At 38.3% G+C, this 15822-nt stretch carries 11 protein-coding genes; 2 read left to right on the top strand and 9 right to left on the bottom strand.

Annotated features, from left to right (window positions below; all coding sequences use genetic code 11):
* Window positions 1-4 precede the first annotated feature (4 nt).
* Complete coding sequence (locus tag CUN60_RS02850; RefSeq protein WP_102950581.1) at window positions 5-1402, top strand: glutamate synthase subunit beta; 1398 nt, start codon at window positions 5-7, stop codon at window positions 1400-1402.
* A 2-nt stretch (window positions 1403-1404) separates the two neighbouring features.
* Window positions 1405-2628: an ammonium transporter gene (locus CUN60_RS02845; protein WP_102950580.1), complete on the top strand. Its 1224-nt coding sequence runs from the start codon at window positions 1405-1407 to the stop codon at window positions 2626-2628.
* A gap of 107 nt (window positions 2629-2735) precedes the next feature.
* Here the strand turns inward: CUN60_RS02845 and CUN60_RS02840 are convergent, their stop codons facing one another.
* The 9 genes from CUN60_RS02840 to argF all read right to left on the bottom strand — a co-directional run bounded on the left by CUN60_RS02840 (window position 2736) and on the right by argF (window position 15313).
* The gene (locus CUN60_RS02840; protein ID WP_102950579.1) at window positions 2736-3932 is read right to left on the bottom strand and encodes an acetylornithine/succinyldiaminopimelate transaminase; all 1197 of its coding nucleotides are present in this window, start codon (window positions 3930-3932) and stop codon (window positions 2736-2738) included.
* Between the two features lie 145 nt (window positions 3933-4077).
* Window positions 4078-7176 (bottom strand): carbamoyl-phosphate synthase (glutamine-hydrolyzing) large subunit, encoded by a 3099-nt coding sequence (gene carB, locus CUN60_RS02835; RefSeq protein WP_222593287.1) that lies wholly within the window; start codon window positions 7174-7176, stop codon window positions 4078-4080.
* Window positions 7173-8219, bottom strand: a complete 1047-nt coding sequence (gene carA, locus CUN60_RS02830; protein WP_102950577.1) for a glutamine-hydrolyzing carbamoyl-phosphate synthase small subunit — start codon at window positions 8217-8219, stop codon at window positions 7173-7175. The genes carB and carA overlap by 4 nt, the downstream gene beginning before the upstream one ends.
* Window positions 8220-8230: 11 nt before the next feature.
* The gene (locus CUN60_RS02825; RefSeq protein ID WP_102950576.1) at window positions 8231-9448 is read right to left on the bottom strand and encodes an argininosuccinate synthase; all 1218 of its coding nucleotides are present in this window, start codon (window positions 9446-9448) and stop codon (window positions 8231-8233) included.
* A gap of 162 nt (window positions 9449-9610) precedes the next feature.
* Window positions 9611-10915 (bottom strand): argininosuccinate lyase, encoded by a 1305-nt coding sequence (gene argH, locus CUN60_RS02820; RefSeq protein WP_102950575.1) that lies wholly within the window; start codon window positions 10913-10915, stop codon window positions 9611-9613.
* A 15-nt stretch (window positions 10916-10930) separates the two neighbouring features.
* Window positions 10931-11983 carry an N-acetyl-gamma-glutamyl-phosphate reductase gene (gene argC, locus CUN60_RS02815; RefSeq protein ID WP_102950574.1) on the bottom strand — a complete coding sequence of 351 codons (1053 nt, stop codon included), beginning with the start codon at window positions 11981-11983 and terminating at the stop codon, window positions 10931-10933.
* Window positions 11980-12861: an acetylglutamate kinase gene (gene argB, locus CUN60_RS02810; RefSeq protein ID WP_102950573.1), complete on the bottom strand. Its 882-nt coding sequence runs from the start codon at window positions 12859-12861 to the stop codon at window positions 11980-11982. Before argB ends, argC begins: the two co-directional genes overlap by 4 nt.
* 166 nt (window positions 12862-13027) lie before the next feature.
* Window positions 13028-14248: a bifunctional glutamate N-acetyltransferase/amino-acid acetyltransferase ArgJ gene (argJ, locus tag CUN60_RS02805; protein WP_102950572.1), complete on the bottom strand. Its 1221-nt coding sequence runs from the start codon at window positions 14246-14248 to the stop codon at window positions 13028-13030.
* Between the two features lie 63 nt (window positions 14249-14311).
* Window positions 14312-15313 (bottom strand): ornithine carbamoyltransferase, encoded by a 1002-nt coding sequence (gene argF / locus CUN60_RS02800; RefSeq protein WP_222593313.1) that lies wholly within the window; start codon window positions 15311-15313, stop codon window positions 14312-14314.
* Window positions 15314-15822: the final 509 nt, after the last annotated feature.

Below are 15822 nucleotides of genomic sequence, written 5' to 3'. Positions count from 1 at the left end.
AACCATGAAAAAAAATGTTAATAAATTTATCGAAACTAATCGTCAGGATCCGGCAAAAATAAATCTGGAAGAACGAAAAAGCAGGTTTATTGAGATTTATCAGCCACTAGCGAATGAGCAGCTAAAAGATCAATCTGAACGCTGTCTAGATTGTGGTAATCCTTACTGTCAGTGGAAGTGTCCGGTACATAACTATATTCCATTATGGCTAAAACTGGCAAATGAAGGCAGGATCATAGATGCTGCCAAACTATCTCATTCAACTAACGCATTTCCTGAAATTTGCGGGCGTGTTTGCCCACAAGATAGGCTATGTGAAGGTAGCTGTACCTTAGAAAATGGGTTTGGCGCGGTTACCATTGGTAATATAGAAAAATATATCAGCGATGAAGCATTTAAACTTGGTTGGAAACCCGACTATCCAGAAAAAAAATCTGATAAAAAGGTAGCAATTATTGGTGCTGGACCAGCTGGATTAGCTTGTGCCGATCGCTTATTACAAGCAGGAATCAATGTTGTAATCTATGATCGGAATAGCTTCATCGGCGGCTTACTTACTTTTGGTATTCCTGCCTTCAAGCTTGAAAAAGAAATTATCAAAAATCGTTATCAGTTACTTCTTGATGCTGGTGCTGAATTTAAACTGGGCATTGAGATTGGTAAAGACATTGAATTAACAGAACTAGTAGCATCACATGCTGCGGTATTTATCGCAACCGGTACATATCAATCACTTAGTGAGCCAGCAATACTTAATCATGGAATATTTCATACTGAAGCGATTGACTATCTGCAACAGGTAAATCAGGACTTGATTGATAATAAAGAAATCAGCCTAAAAGGTTCAATTGAAGGCAAAAAAATTGTTGTCCTTGGTGGCGGTGATACAACCATGGATTGTATTCGTACCTCAATCCGTCTTGGTGCAAGTAAAGTAACTGGGATTTATCGGCGTAATGAAAAATCAATGCCGGGTTCTAAGCGAGAATATCAGAATGCTTGTGAAGAAGGTAGCGAATTTATCTTTAATTCTCAGCCAGTTGGGCTAATAATACGTGATGAAAAGCTACATGCGGTTAAGTTTGTCAAAACAGAGCAAGTAACTAACTCGGATGGTAAAACAAGCCTTGAACATATAGCTGGTAGTGAATTTGAGATTGAAGCTGATGTGGTAATCACTGCATTTGGTTTCAAACCTGAACAATATCAATGGTTAACCCAGCATCAGGTGCAAACTGATCATCATGGGCGAATTCGGGTACAAAAGGAACGCCTACAAACTGCCAATCCCAAAATCTTTGCTGGGGGTGATATTGTCAGAGGCGCAAGTTTAGTAGTCCATGCAATTGCGGATGGAATAGCTGCCGCTCGTGAAATCAAAGAGTTCATAGAAGGAAACTAAGAATGGATCCAGTTTATATCAATTCTTTCTGGGTAGCATTTGGGGCTATGCTGGTTCTTTTGATGAATTTTGGGCTCGCATTTTTCTATGCTGGACTTGTATCTGGAAGAAATGTGCTAAATACCATAAAAATGAGTATCATCACGCTTGGGATAGTACCAATTGTTTGGTGGCTATGCGGTTACTCGCTGGTATTTTCGGGGAATAATGCTTTCGTTGGTGGATTTGATTATCTTTTTCTAAATGGAATTAGCCCAGTAGATATTTTCCCTAATACCAAAGTTTTAACCATTGCTTTTATTTGTTATCAGGCAATGTTTGCCAGTATTGCCCCAGCAATCATTTCTGGCTCAGGGGTTGAACGGCTGAAATTCAATGCTTACATTGTTTTTATCGTGCTATGGATAGTTTGTGTCTATTGTACTATCGCGCATACAGTCTGGGATAGTAATGGCTGGGCAGCTCAATTTGGTGCATTTGATTTCGCTGGTGGTGTAGTTGTCCATGTTAGTGCCGGATTCTCTGGCTTAGCGCTAGCTGTAATGCTAAAACATCGCAAAATTAGCGGACTACATGGCAAACATAACTTACCCTTTATGGTATTAGGCTGTGGTATGCTTTGGTTTGGCTGGTTTGGGTTTAATGCTGGCTCTAGCCTTGAATTATCACCAATAGCAATGATAGCCTTTGAAAATACCATGTTTGCGGCATCGAGCGCAATGTTTGTCTGGATTCTTTGTGATATTCTTTTCAAAAACCCCAAAAGTATTTCCGGAATTTCCACCTCGTTGATTGTTGGGCTGGTAACGATTACCCCAGCTGCTGGTTATGTTAGCTGCTCATCAGCGATTGCAATTGGAGCAATAGCCTCAGCTATCAGCTATACTTTTATCTTACATGCTGCCAAATTTAAGCGTATGGTAGATGATACCCTTGATGTATTTATCTGTCATGGTATTCCAGGTTTTATTGGCGGTATTTTGGTAGGTGTCTTTGCTTCAAACAAAATTAATCCAGCAATTCCAGATGGCGCTATTTATGGTAACTGGTCACTGTTATACAAACAGTTAGTGGTAACTTCTCTTGGCGCACTTTTTAGTTTCACTGCAACATATGTATTACTTGCAATCATCCATAAAACCATTGGTTTACGCGTTAATGCTGATGATGAAGAGTCTGGGCTTGATTTGGCAGAGCACGGTGAACGCGCATATAATATTGACTAACTCTATAGTATTCCAAAATAATAAATCCGGTAATCTACCGGATTTATTATTTTCACCTCATCAATTAATGTAAAATATTACCAAAATTTTAAGGCTCATTATATAATTTATTGCCAGATTAATAGTCCATCTAGGAATCTCTGGCAGCCAAGCATAATATCTTCATTAGGAATTATTAGTGATGGAGTAAACCTAGTAACATTCGGTGAAGCCATCAGCGTTGCAACTTTATTCTTAAAACCTGCTTGCATAATTTCTTTGGCACGTCCAGCGTAGTTATCATTGAGTTCCATGCCAATTAATAAGCCTTTACCACGAATTTCTTTATAAATATCAAGCTTATTATTAATTTCTTCGAGATGTTGTCTAAATAGTTGTGCTTTTTGCTGGACACCATCTAGTACTTCTGGGGTATTGATGATGCTAAATGCTTTCGTAGCAACGGCACAAGCTAGCGGATTACCGCCGAAGGTCGTCCCATGAGAACCAATCTCAAACCCTGAGCTATATTTGTCTTTTACTAAGATAGCGCCAATCGGGAATCCTGCACCCAATGCTTTTGCCAGACAAATTATATCTGGCTCAATATCATAATGCTGATAGGCAAAGAGCTTGCCAGTTCTACCAACTCCAGTCTGTACTTCATCAAAAATCAAAATTGCTTGATGCTTATCACATAGTTCGCGTAGCTTTTGTAAGAATTCTGGGTTTGCCGGGATAATTCCGCCTTCAGCTTGTATCGGCTCAATAATCACGGCAGCTGTTGATTCATCAATCATAGCTTCGATACTCTCGAGATTATTATATTCTGCATGACTGATCCCAGTAGGTAACGGGGCATAATCTTCACTATATTTACTTTGTCCACCAGCTGAGACGGCAAATAAGGTTCTACCGTGAAAACTATTCTTAAATGAAATAATCTTATGTCTATCTTTGCCAAAGTTTTTCAAATTATAGCGCCTAGCCAGTTTTAGCGCGGCTTCAATCGCTTCAGTCCCAGTATTACAGATAAAAGCCTTATCACAGCAACTATTTTCAGTCAGTAATTTACCGAATTCCAGTGCTGGTTGATTTACCATGATATTACTTACATGCCAGAGTTGTTGTGCCTGAGCTGTCAATGCAGCGATTAATTCCGGATGGCAATGCCCAAGGCTATTTACCGCTATCCCGGCTGCGAAATCGATTACTTCCGTACCATCTGCATCGTACATCCTTGAGCCTTTGGCTGAAACAGGCATAAAATCAACCTGCCCATAAATATCAAGAAAGTATTTACTATAATCTTGCCGTATGTACATTGTTAGTTTTCCTCTACTGTTATCTAAATTAAATATACTCAATCAGATTGAAGATTCATGGTAGGCGACCAAGCGCTGTTGCCTACAACTAGTAAGCAAAGAGCTTAGCAACAAACCCAGGATGATGAATCTGTTTAAGTATACCTTATTGATTTGCTAGGTAATCAAGCATCAATTTACCCACCTGAGCATTACTAATTAGCGGAACATGATAATCAATAGCGCTCCGTCTAATCATATATTCATCTAGATTATTACTGGCATTATAATTATTTTCCGGTATATTAATGATTAAACCAAACTCCTGCTTTGCAATTGCTGGCTTAATTGTATCTCTCACATGATGCTTTACCTTGATTCCATTATCGGTGAGTAGCTGATAAGTATTGCAATAGCTACTAATTTCCCATCCTAAGCCTAATAATTTCTCTAGATTTGCTAGTGTTTCCTTATTAAGAATATATTCTGGTAGCTGAATTAATAATTTATTGCTATTAATATTCTGCCCGCTTGCAATCCATGATTTGAAAAATGTCGTAGCCAAGTTATCACCGATACAGGCAACTTCACCAGTAGCTGCCATTTCAACCTGACTAACTGGATCTGCCCCTTTAAAACGATTGTAGGAAAATACCGGACATTTCACACCGATCTGTTCGGGTGTATGGTTAAGCGCTGCAACCTTTTTCTCAAGTAAAATATCAGCAATCAGACTAACCAGATTAACCCCGCTTACCTTAGCAATAAAGGGTAGGGAACGCGATGCCCGAACATTGCATTCGATTACCAGTAAATCATCATCTTTTAGAATAAGCTGCATATTAAATGGACCATGTAGCGTAAGCTTTGCTGCTATCTTAATCGAGATTTCCTGAATCTTTGTCATAATCTCAGTAGCGAGGCTTTGTGCCGGATAAATAATCGTTGCATCGCCAGAATGCACACCTACATTTTCAACGTGTTCAGCAATCGCCAAGAAGATTATCTCACCATGCTGGCAAACTCCATCAACCTCGATTTCTTTGCCATCTTTGATGAATTGACTAATTACTGCCGAATTATCAGTGGAAACTTTATTTTTTGTCAGATAAGCGATTAGCTCATTATCATTATCAATTACTTTCATTGCTGAACCTGATAATACAAACGAAGGTCTGACTATCAGCGGATAAGCATGGGTGTTTATAAACGAACGAATTTCTTCAAGACTATTTGCATTTGCCCAGTGTGGTTGATTTATTTGACAACTAGCAAGCATAGTTGCAAATTCTTGCCGATTCTCAGCCTGTAGAATCTTATTTGCCGGTGTTCCAAGTATTTTATAATTAAACTCTGCTAGCTTTGGCGCTAGATTATTGGCAATTTGTCCACCTGCACAAACGATAGTAGCTGTCGGATTTTCAAAATCAAGAATATCGGCAACTCTTTCAAAACTAAGTGGCTCAAAATAGAGGCGCTCTGATTCGTCATAGTCGGTTGAAACTGTTTCAGGATTTGAATTGATAATGATTATCTGTTTGCCTTTTTGCCGTAAGCTTCTAGCTAGATTTACCGTACACCAGTCAAATTCAACTGACGAGCCAATCGAATATGGACCCGAGCCAAGAATACAGATATGTTCTTTTGATGCGGATAAATCATGATGAGTCCCATGATAAGTTAGATATAGATAATTGCTTTTGGCTGCCATTTCACCTGCGACGGTATCAATCTGCTTCACTACCGGGATGATTCCATAACCATAACGTAATTCTCTAATTTCATTTTCTGTTAGATTATGGATTTCACCGATAACTTTATCGCTTAAACCAAACTGTTTGGCAGCTAGTAATACTTCATAGTTAAGGCTAAGATTTGCCAAGTCTTTGGTAAAATTGGCAATCGCTGCTATTCCATTAAGAAACCACGGATCAATATGTGATAGTGTATGAGCTTTAGTAACTGTACCACCAGCAAAAAACCATTTATAAAGCGCAAATATTCTCCTATCTGTCGCAAATTCAATCTCGTTCTCAAGCGAAACCGCATCTCCGAATGGATAATCATGCAAACAAGAAGCCCCGATATTTAGCATTTGTACTGCTTTTTGTAGGGCTTCAGCAAAGCTTCTGCCTATACCCATTACTTCACCGACACTTTTCATCTCGCTGCCAATTTTTCTATCCGCAGCTGGCATTTTGTGGGTGTCCCATCTAGGAATTTTCACCACCACATAATCAAGAGCTGGCTCGAAATAAGCGCTAGTTGATTCGGTTAGGCTATTTTCTATCTTATAAAGTGGTAACCCAAGGCATAGCTTGGCTGCGACAAAAGCAAGCGGATAGCCTGTTGCTTTTGATGCTAGCGCACTTGATCTGGATAGCCGCGGATTCATCTCAATTACCCGATAATCACCATTTTGGGGATTAACTGCAAACTGAATATTACATTCACCGATTATGCCAAAAAGCTCTGCACATTTCAGTGCTACATCTCTTAGCTGTTGATGCTCATTATTAGTCAGGGTTTGGGCTGGTGCAATAACGATACTTTCTCCAGTATGGATACCCATAGGGTCAAGATTTTCCATATTGCAGATGGTAAGCGCATTACCTTCCATATCCCTGACTATTTCGTATTCAAATTCTTTCCAGCCAGTTAGGTATTCTTCGAGTAAAACCTGTGGTGTGACAGCTAGTGCCTGAGTTACTTTGGTAATTAATTCTTCTTCGCTACTAACTTTGCCAGAGCCAAGCCCACCTAATGAGAATGCAGAACGAAGCATTAATGGATAGCCAATTATCCCTGCATTGGTAATCGCTTCTTCCAATGAGTTAGCTGCTTTACTGAGTGGTGTTTTTATTTGCTTATTTTCAAGAGTTGCCTTAAAAAGATCGCGATCCTCAGTTGCTTTTATTGAAGCGATTGGCGAACCAAGTATTTGGATATTATACTTATCAAGGATACCACTGTCAGCTAGTTCCACCCCGAGATTTAATGCAGTTTGTCCGCCAAAACTAAGCGCCAGAAGCTGGATATTTTCTGTTTCAATTATGCTTGTTACTTCGGCTAGCGTTAATGGTAGCAAATAGGTTTTATCTGCCATTGACTCATCAGTCTGTACGGTCGCAATATTTGGATTAATCAAAATTACCCGATGACCTTCGGATTTAAATGCCTTGATTGCCTGTGAGCCAGAGTAATCAAATTCGCCTGCCTGTCCAACTCTTAATCCACCAGAGCCGATCAATAAAATATTTTTCATGTTACCAATCCCTGAATTTTAATCTGGTTAAAAAAATTCTCAAAGAGAAACGCTGTATCATTTGGTCCGGCGGCTGCCTCAGGATGAAACTGTACCGCTGAATATGGCTTATCACAATGACTGATACCTGCAACACTACCATCATGCAAATGTTTGAAGCTGATACTCCAGTCACTAGCGATGCTTTTTTCTTCCAGTGCATAGTTATGATTCTGTGCCGTCAGATAGCACTTTAGGGTATTGGTATCTTGACAAGGCTGGTTTTGTCCACGATGTCCAAATTTTAGCTTATACGTACTCGCTCCACTAGCTAAACCAAGTAATTGCGACCCTAAGCAAATACCAAAGATTGGCTTATTGCTTGCTAGTGTTTTTTCTAGAACCGTAATACTTTTCCCATAGTCTTCTGGGTCTCCCGGACCATTTGAAAGTAGAATCCCAGCATAGTCCTCATTGCTATAATCATAATCGTACGGTACCTGTTTGATACTGACATCAAAATTAAGTAGATAGCGGATAATGCTTTTTTTAACCCCACAATCAAGTAGGATGATTTTATGCTTACCATTGCCGTGATAGATGATTTCCTTCGTACCTGCCATTTCATGTTTTCCCGATAATTTAGGTAGAGTATTTTTATTTTCTGAGATTACACAATCCATAGTGCCATCTTCTCTAAGGTCTCTGGTTAGCTGCCGGGTATCAATTCCAGTAATAACTGGAATATCATGCTTTTTAAGCCAATCAATAAAGGATGTGATTGCTTGATGATGCTCTTGATTATCAACTATCTGATTGCAAATTATTGCTTTGACATGAATCTTGTCTGACTCAAGATTTTCCTGTAAGCGCACACCATAATTACCGATTAATGGATAGGTAAATACCAGAATTTGTCCTGCATAGGAAGGATCAGTTAATGTATCTTCATAGCCAGTCATCCCAGTATTAAAAACCAGTTCACCATTTATGTCCTGACTATTATAATTAGCTACCATTCCCGAATATTGCTGCCCGTTGGCAAGAGTTAGCCAGATTTGCATTTTAAGCTCCGTTAATTGATGAATTTTTGTGGTTTAAGTCTTAACGCGTTTAATTTGATAAACCCTTTGGCATCGGTTTGATCATAATTGCCAAGTTTATCCATGCTAGCAATATCATGGTCATAGAGTGAATTGGGTGAGTTTCTGCCAAGAATTATGACATTGCCTTTATATAAGCCTAATTTAACGCTACCATTGATGCTCTTTTGGCTAACTTGATTTGCTTGCATTAGCATCTGCATTTCTGGACTAAACCAGAAGCCGTTATAGATTAATTGCCCGATTTTTGGTGCATTAATTGCTCTTAGCAAGATAACTTCCCGATCTAGAACCATGGTTTCCAGATCCTGATAGGCTTTATGAAGAATAGTGCCACCCGGAGTTTCATAGATTCCTCTTGATTTCATGCCAACAAACCTGCTTTCCACAATATCAATTCTGCCAATTGCATTTTTGCCACCAACCTCATTTAGGTAAGAGAATATCGCTAGTAGGTTATGTTCAATAGTCTGTTTGTTATTATGATCAGTAACTTTTAATGGAATACCTTTGTTAAATTCGATAGTTAAAGTTAACATCTCATCCGGTGCCTCCATTGGTGACAAGGTTTTTTTATACATATCATCAGGTGGCGTTAACTCTGGATCTTCCAAAATCCCGGCTTCATAACTGGTATGCATCAGATTTTCATCGATACTATATGGTTTTGCCAGAGTTGAAGTTACCGGGATATTGTTATCTTTAGCATAGTTTAGTAAATCGGTTCTACCTGTAAATTTCTCTAGAAATTCAGCTTCTTTCCATGGTGCAATGATGGTTACATCCGGGATAAATTGCAAAAATACCAATTCAAATCTGATTTGATCATTGCCTTTCCCAGTTGCGCCATGGGCAAGGTATTTGATATTATGAGTAAGAGCATAATCAGCCATTTTTTTCGCAATTAATGGTCTTGCTAGCGAAGTACCAAGAAGATAGCGATTTTCATAAAGAGCACCAGTTTGTAATGCCGGGATTATATAGTCACTAACAAATTCCTCTTTACAATCAGCAATGATTACTTCTTTTGCACCGATTGCTAAAGCTTTTGCTTTAGCTTGTTTAAAATCTTCATCTTGTCCGACATCGGCAATGAAAGCGGTTACTTCATAGCCTTTGCTAATCAGCCATTTCAGAATTACCGAAGTATCAAGTCCGCCACTATAGGCAAGAAGTAGTTTTTGTGTCATAATGTGCTCCTTTTTATCTTACTCTTTGTCTTCCAGTCTTGTTCACGTCCAAAATTGAAATACTTTGAGTTTATATTGTTATAAAAAACTTTCTTAGACTAAAAATAGATAAATTTTGCGCTTCAAACTTAATAATTTACCTATTCTTATGATTTATAAAGTTCATCCTAAAGAATTTTGTTTTAAATCCTGAATTTGCTGATATAGTAAATCTAGCCCCAAATTTCCGGTTGCACCCTGATGCTTCTTTGCGAGTATATTGCTAACTGGATCATTTAACTCTAGTTTATCAATATTTAGTGCCGTTTCACGGTAAGCGTCACGAAATGGAACTCCGCTAGTAGCTAAAGCCAATGCATGATCTGTTGCAAAGACTTCCGGGCTAAAGCCTGCTAGGCATTTTTCTTCATTTACTGTAACTTTTGCCATGATTAATGCGACAACTTCCAGTGATTGCTGGGTAATCTCAAATGAGCTAATCAATGGCTCCTTGGTTTCCTGAAAATCACGGTTATAACCAGAAGGTAAGCCGCGTGAAATTTCCATTACCTGCATTAATTTACTAATTACGCTAGCTGATTTTGCCCGGATTAACTCAAATGGATCGGGATTTTTCTTATTTGGCATTAGACTACTTCCCGGACAAAACTCTTCTGGTAAATTTAGGTAGCCAAATTCAGGTGCTGCAAAGATAATTATATCGGTAGATAATTTTGCCAAATCGAGCATAATCTGACTTAATCCATGAATAATTATCCCTTCAAATTTACCGCGGCTATTATTAGCATATAGTACGTTGTTCTGTACTTTGTTAAAGCCCATTTCTTGGCTTGAATATTCTCTATCTAATTCTAAATTTACTCCGTAGCTGGCGGCAGAGCCAAGTGGTGACTGGTCGATGATCTGGTAAGCATTGTTTATTAGCTTTATATCATCAAGTAGAGATTCAAGCATTGCGCCACCCCAAAGTCCAAACGAAGAAGGCATTGCTTTTTGGAAATGAGTTCTACCGACATAGGGAATATTTTGATATTTGGAAGTAAAGGCATAGAATACTTCGAGTGCGGCTATCATAGACTGATAAATATCCTCAAGTTTAGCCTTGCTATATAATCTTAAGGCGGTTAATACCTGATCATTTCTTGATCTGCCAGTATGGATTTTTTTGCCAATATCACCAAGCTTTGCTATCAAATGGTTTTCAATTGCAGTATGAATATCTTCTTGATCCATGTCGATATTAAAACTATCCGTTACAAGTAGTTTGATTATCTCTTTTAGCTCAGAAGTAAGAGCCTCGCATTCAGTTGGGCTAAGTAAATTGATTGTTGCAAGCATTTTGGCATGAGCAATACTTGCTAGACAGTCATATTTAGCAATTTTAAGATCAAGTAATGGATCCGAACCTGCCATAAATGCTTCCAGATCGTGGTTTATCTGATAGCCTTTGTCCCATAGTTTAGTCATTTTATCTTCCTTATCTTATGGATAGATTGCGAGTTGAGTTAAGCCACTAGTTTCAGGTAGCCCAAACATCAAATTCATATTTTGGATTGCCTGTCCAGAAGCACCTTTTATAAGATTATCAATCGCGCTTATGATTATCAGGTAACCAGTTCTTTGATCCAGATGAAGACTAATATTGCAGTTATTAGTCCCAATGACTGTTTTAAGATCCGGGCGCGGTAGTGAATTAATCTTTATAAACTCTTGATGCTGATAAAAACTTTTATAACAGTCAATAATCTCGGTTTGGCTAATATTCTTCTTTACTGGTGCATAGATAGTTGCCATTAATCCACGTGGAATCGGGATTAAATGGGGCGTAAACTGAATGGTAAAATCTTTGCCTGCCAAAATGCCCAATTCCTGTTCAATCTCGGGAATATGCCGATGTATCCCACCTGCCTGATATGCCGAAAAGTTATTACTTACTTCACAAAAATGGGTATGTGGGTTAGGAGTCTTGCCAGCCCCGGATACCCCAGATTTTGCATCAATTACTAAAGGATGATTTAGCGGAATATCCAGAAGCTGATTTTTGATTAATGGGGCAATCCCCAGAATACTTGCGGTTGGATAACAACCCGGATTAGCAATTAGTGTTGCTCTTTTGATGTTAGCCGCATTAATTTCCGGAATACCATATACTGCTTGATCTAATAACGATTGACTAGCTGCTGGGTGCTGATACCATTTTTGATAATTTGCCCCATTTTTTAGACGAAAATCACTACTTAAATCAATTATTTTGCAATTATATTCAATTAGTTTACTAACCGCTGTGATTGATTTGGTATGTGGTAATGCCAAGAAAACCACATCGCTATTTTTTGCTATCGCTTCAATATCAGGGTTACTAAAACTATAATTATCAGCAGTATCAAGGTGTGGATAAATATCACCAACCTTACTTCCGGCATTATTCTCTGATACCAAATATTGTAATTTGACATTTGGATGAGCATTTAATAGCCGGATTAATTCTACTCCGGTATAACCAGATGCTCCAATTATGCTGGCTTTGATTTTCATGCACTTGCTCCTTTTGTTTGTAACGTACTTTTATCTATAGCTGTATTATTTGATGATGATTTATAAATAGTTGTGCCTATTTGAGCTATTCCCAAAGCTATATTAGCAAGTGCTGCGGCTTTATTGCCATTTATGATGTGTGCGGTATTTACCTTACTACCGACCGCCTGATAGCATGCTTCTAATTTTGGGATCATCCCAGCACTTATTGAGTTATTATCAGTCGTCAGTAAATGTTGTAACTCTGTCAAACTTAGTTCTGCAACAAGACTACTCGGATCTGGATAATTGCTATAATAGCCATCAATATCACTAAGGAGTATCAGCTTTTCGGCAGATATTGCCTTCGCAATCGCCGCCGCAGCAAGATCAGCATTTATATTAAGTATTTGCCAATTTTCATCAACCGCAAGTGGCGCAATCACTGGGATAAATCCATTTGCCAGTAGCTGATAGATTGGTTCTGGGTTTACGCTAGTTACCACGCCAACATAACCATAAGTAGCAATATCTAGCGTTTCTGCGATAAGTGCGCCTAAAGTATGAAGTGCCAAACCACTAGCCTTGATAGTTTGTTTATTTAGTTCCGCTACTAGCTTGGGATTAGTGATACCAAGTAGTGCCATTTGCGTAATTTCAAGCATCGCAGCATCAGTTACCCGTAAGCCATTTTTAAATTCAGACTTAATCCCAAGCTTATTGGCTAATTGGCTAATCTCCGGGCCGCCGCCATGGACAATTAGTGGTTGATAACCTTTTTCTATCAGCGATTTAATCCCCGCTATAATATGCGTAAGTTCAGCCTGATTATTAAGAATGGAGCCACCACACTTTATTACAACTCTCATGTTTTTTGAGTTTTCTACTTTGTCGGACATCAGGAAATTCCCTTAAAAAATCATTTTTCTAATAATTAAGCACTAATAAACTGCTAACCATATGTTGTAAGAATTAGGAACAAAGCGACGCAGTTTACATGAAACGTAAATAAGGAGCTTTGTGACGACGTTATTACAATATAGAGTGGGCAGTTACTTTCATAGCTTATGTCCGATAGGCTGCATTAATCTTGACATAATCATAGGTAAGATCACAGCCCCAAGAGGTGCTTTTTTCTTTGCCCAAACCAAGGTCAATATTGATTTTTACTTCTGCTTGCTTTAAAAGCTTGGTTGCCGTATCTTCGCAAAAATCAAGCGGTACTCCTGCGGAAAAAAGAAGCAGATTTTCAATTGCAATTTCTAGTTTATCGGCTTTTACCTGAGTATCAGAATAACCAACAGCACAAGCTATCCGCCCCCAATTGGCATCATTACCAAATACTGCTGCTTTGACTAGCGATGAAGAAACTACAGCTTTTGCGACTGATTTTGCCTGCTTAGAGGTTTTGGCACCAGAGACATTAACCGTGATTAATTTACTTGCTCCTTCACCATCCTTAGCAATTTGTTTGGCAAGATTTATGCAAAGCTCCAGTAGAGCATGGTAAAAAATTTGTCCATCAATTGACTGAAGGTTATCAATAGGATTATTTTTGGCAAGACCATTCGCCATCGCTACTAGCATGTCATTTGTTGATGAATCACCATCAACACTAATCATATTAAATGAATTTTCGGTTGCAAGACTCAATGCTGCTTGTAATGCTTCAGCTGTGATCAATGCATCGGTGGTGACAAAAGCAAGCATGGTTGCCATATTTGGATGGATCATGCCAGAACCTTTGGCAATTCCACCCAGCTTGATGATTGTTTCATTACTGAGTTTTACCTTAATCGCCGCTTCCTTGATAAAGGTATCGGTAGTTAAAATCGCGGTTGCAGCTGGATTACCAGTCTTATTATCTAGAGATTTAGTTAGCTTAGGGATCCCCTCAATTAGCGTATCAATAGCAAGAGGTACGCCGATCACCCCCGTACTAGCGACCCCAATTAAACTTGGGCTAATTGCCAATTCATCTGAGAGTGTAGCTATTGTTTGTTTGACATGGTTTACGCCATTTTTACCGGTACAAGCATTGGCATTGCCACTATTGATTATGATTGCCTGTAATTGTCCATTTTTAAGATTCTTTTTGGTTGCTAGTAATGGTGCCGCCTTAACCTTATTTTTGGTAAAGACACCCGCAGCGATTGCTGGTACTTCGCTATAAATCAGAGCTAGATCCGGCTTTTGCGATTTTTTCAATCCGGCACTTATCCCCGAAGCCTTGAATCCCTGTGGGGCACAGATATTTTTTTCGATCCATTGTGGTTTTTTATTCATTTTTTTATCCTAAAAATAAATCTTTACTTTGTTAATACTCACATCAGTGTCTTTTGGGACTTTTTAGTTTTGCTGTGGTGAGAGTGTTGCAACTAATAGAGCTTTTATTGTATGCAGCCGATTTTCTGCTTGCTCAAACACAATTGAATTTTTGCTTCTGAATACCTCATCACTCACTTCCTTAATATCGATTCCATATTCTTCGCTGGCTTTTTTCACGGCTAGTGTATGATCATCATGAAAAGCTGGTAAGCAGTGCATAAAAAGAGTATTCGGGTTTTGTGTCGCATTCATTAGTTCCGGCGTGATCTTGTAGTCTTTAAGTAAGCTGGCACGTTTTTGTAACTCATGCTCTTCACCCATTGATACCCAGACATCGGTATAGATTACATCGGCATTTTTTAAGCAAAGAGGATCGGAGCTAATTTCAATTTTTGCACCATTTTTATTTGCCGCCGCCAAAGCCTTATTCATAAATTCATCTTTAGGATGTAACTCTTTGGGACCAAAACCAACAAAATGCATGCCTAGTTTGGCACAACCATACATCCAAGCATTAGCCATATTGTTTCTGGTGTCTCCAATATAGGCAACCTTGATTTCAGATAATGGTTTATGTGGCAATTTTTCCTGAATAGTTAGTAAGTCTGCCAATATTTGCGTTGGATGATCTTCATCGGTTAGCCCGTTATAAACTGGGATGCCAGAATACTTTGCCAAATCTTCAACTGTCTTTTGGGCATAACCCCTAAATTCAATCGCATGGAAATATCCTGCCAGCACTTTTGCTGAATCTTCAACCGATTCTTTTTTACCAAACTGTGAACTAGAAATATCGATAAAGCTGGGATATCCACCTTCTTCAATAACACCGATTTCAAATGCACTTCTGGTTCTAGTTGAAGTTTTTTCAAATAAAAGAGCAATATTCTTTCCCTGTAATAAGTTACCTGGGATACCTTGTTTCCGTTTTAGTTTCAGTTTGGTAGCTAGATCTAGCAAATAGTAAATTTCGTTAGCAGTAAAATCGAGTAAACTAAGAAAGCTTTTATTGTATAAACTGATATTCATCATTAAACCTTTATTTATGGATTATTGGCTAATTTATAATTCCGCTAATCCGCTGATTAATATGATTTAATTTGAAATTGCATGTGTTATACTCAAACTGTTTGAAGTTCCTAGGTTGTTGCTTCGCTTCTTACCTACTACTTGTAGGCTGCGTCGCTCGCGCCTACCATGAATCTTCAATCTGATTGAGTATATAAGGCTATTATCTTGGCATAATTGGATAGTAAAATAGATCATTAATCTAGTTAACTACATAGAACTAATACCAATATCAGGAATATTTGCGCTGATGATCAGACAGATATAAAAATCTATTGAAAAGATAAAAATATCACGCTGAAATCAGGGTAATAAAATACCTGAATTATGCAATTTAAAATTTATGGATAAATGTTGAACTAAACTTATTTCATGAAGATGAAATGTTTAGTAGATGAAAGCTTTTAGCTTCGTCGAGAAGAAACTGAAGAGTATGAATTGAAATTAAATGCTGAAACTACTGA

Origin of the sequence: Aquella oligotrophica, from assembly GCF_002892535.1 — a bacterium.
Taxonomy (GTDB): Bacteria; Pseudomonadota; Gammaproteobacteria; order Burkholderiales; family UBA11063; genus Aquella; species Aquella oligotrophica.
Note: the sequence above shows the minus strand (reverse complement) of the source record. Positions and strands in the feature narration are given on the sequence as shown.

Coding starts and splice junctions, on each gene's coding strand:
- CUN60_RS02850 (WP_102950581.1), top strand. CDS start 5: ATGAAAAAAAATGTTAATAAATTTATCGAAACTAATCGTCAGGATCCG.
- CUN60_RS02845 (WP_102950580.1), top strand. CDS start 1,405: ATGGATCCAGTTTATATCAATTCTTTCTGGGTAGCATTTGGGGCTATG.
- CUN60_RS02840 (WP_102950579.1), bottom strand. CDS start 3,932: ATGTACATACGGCAAGATTATAGTAAATACTTTCTTGATATTTATGGG.
- carB (WP_222593287.1), bottom strand. CDS start 7,176: ATGAAAAATATTTTATTGATCGGCTCTGGTGGATTAAGAGTTGGACAG.
- carA (WP_102950577.1), bottom strand. CDS start 8,219: ATGCAAATCTGGCTAACTCTTGCCAACGGGCAGCAATATTCGGGAATG.
- CUN60_RS02825 (WP_102950576.1), bottom strand. CDS start 9,448: ATGACACAAAAACTACTTCTTGCCTATAGTGGCGGACTTGATACTTCG.
- argH (WP_102950575.1), bottom strand. CDS start 10,915: ATGACTAAACTATGGGACAAAGGCTATCAGATAAACCACGATCTGGAA.
- argC (WP_102950574.1), bottom strand. CDS start 11,983: ATGAAAATCAAAGCCAGCATAATTGGAGCATCTGGTTATACCGGAGTA.
- argB (WP_102950573.1), bottom strand. CDS start 12,861: ATGTCCGACAAAGTAGAAAACTCAAAAAACATGAGAGTTGTAATAAAG.
- argJ (WP_102950572.1), bottom strand. CDS start 14,248: ATGAATAAAAAACCACAATGGATCGAAAAAAATATCTGTGCCCCACAG.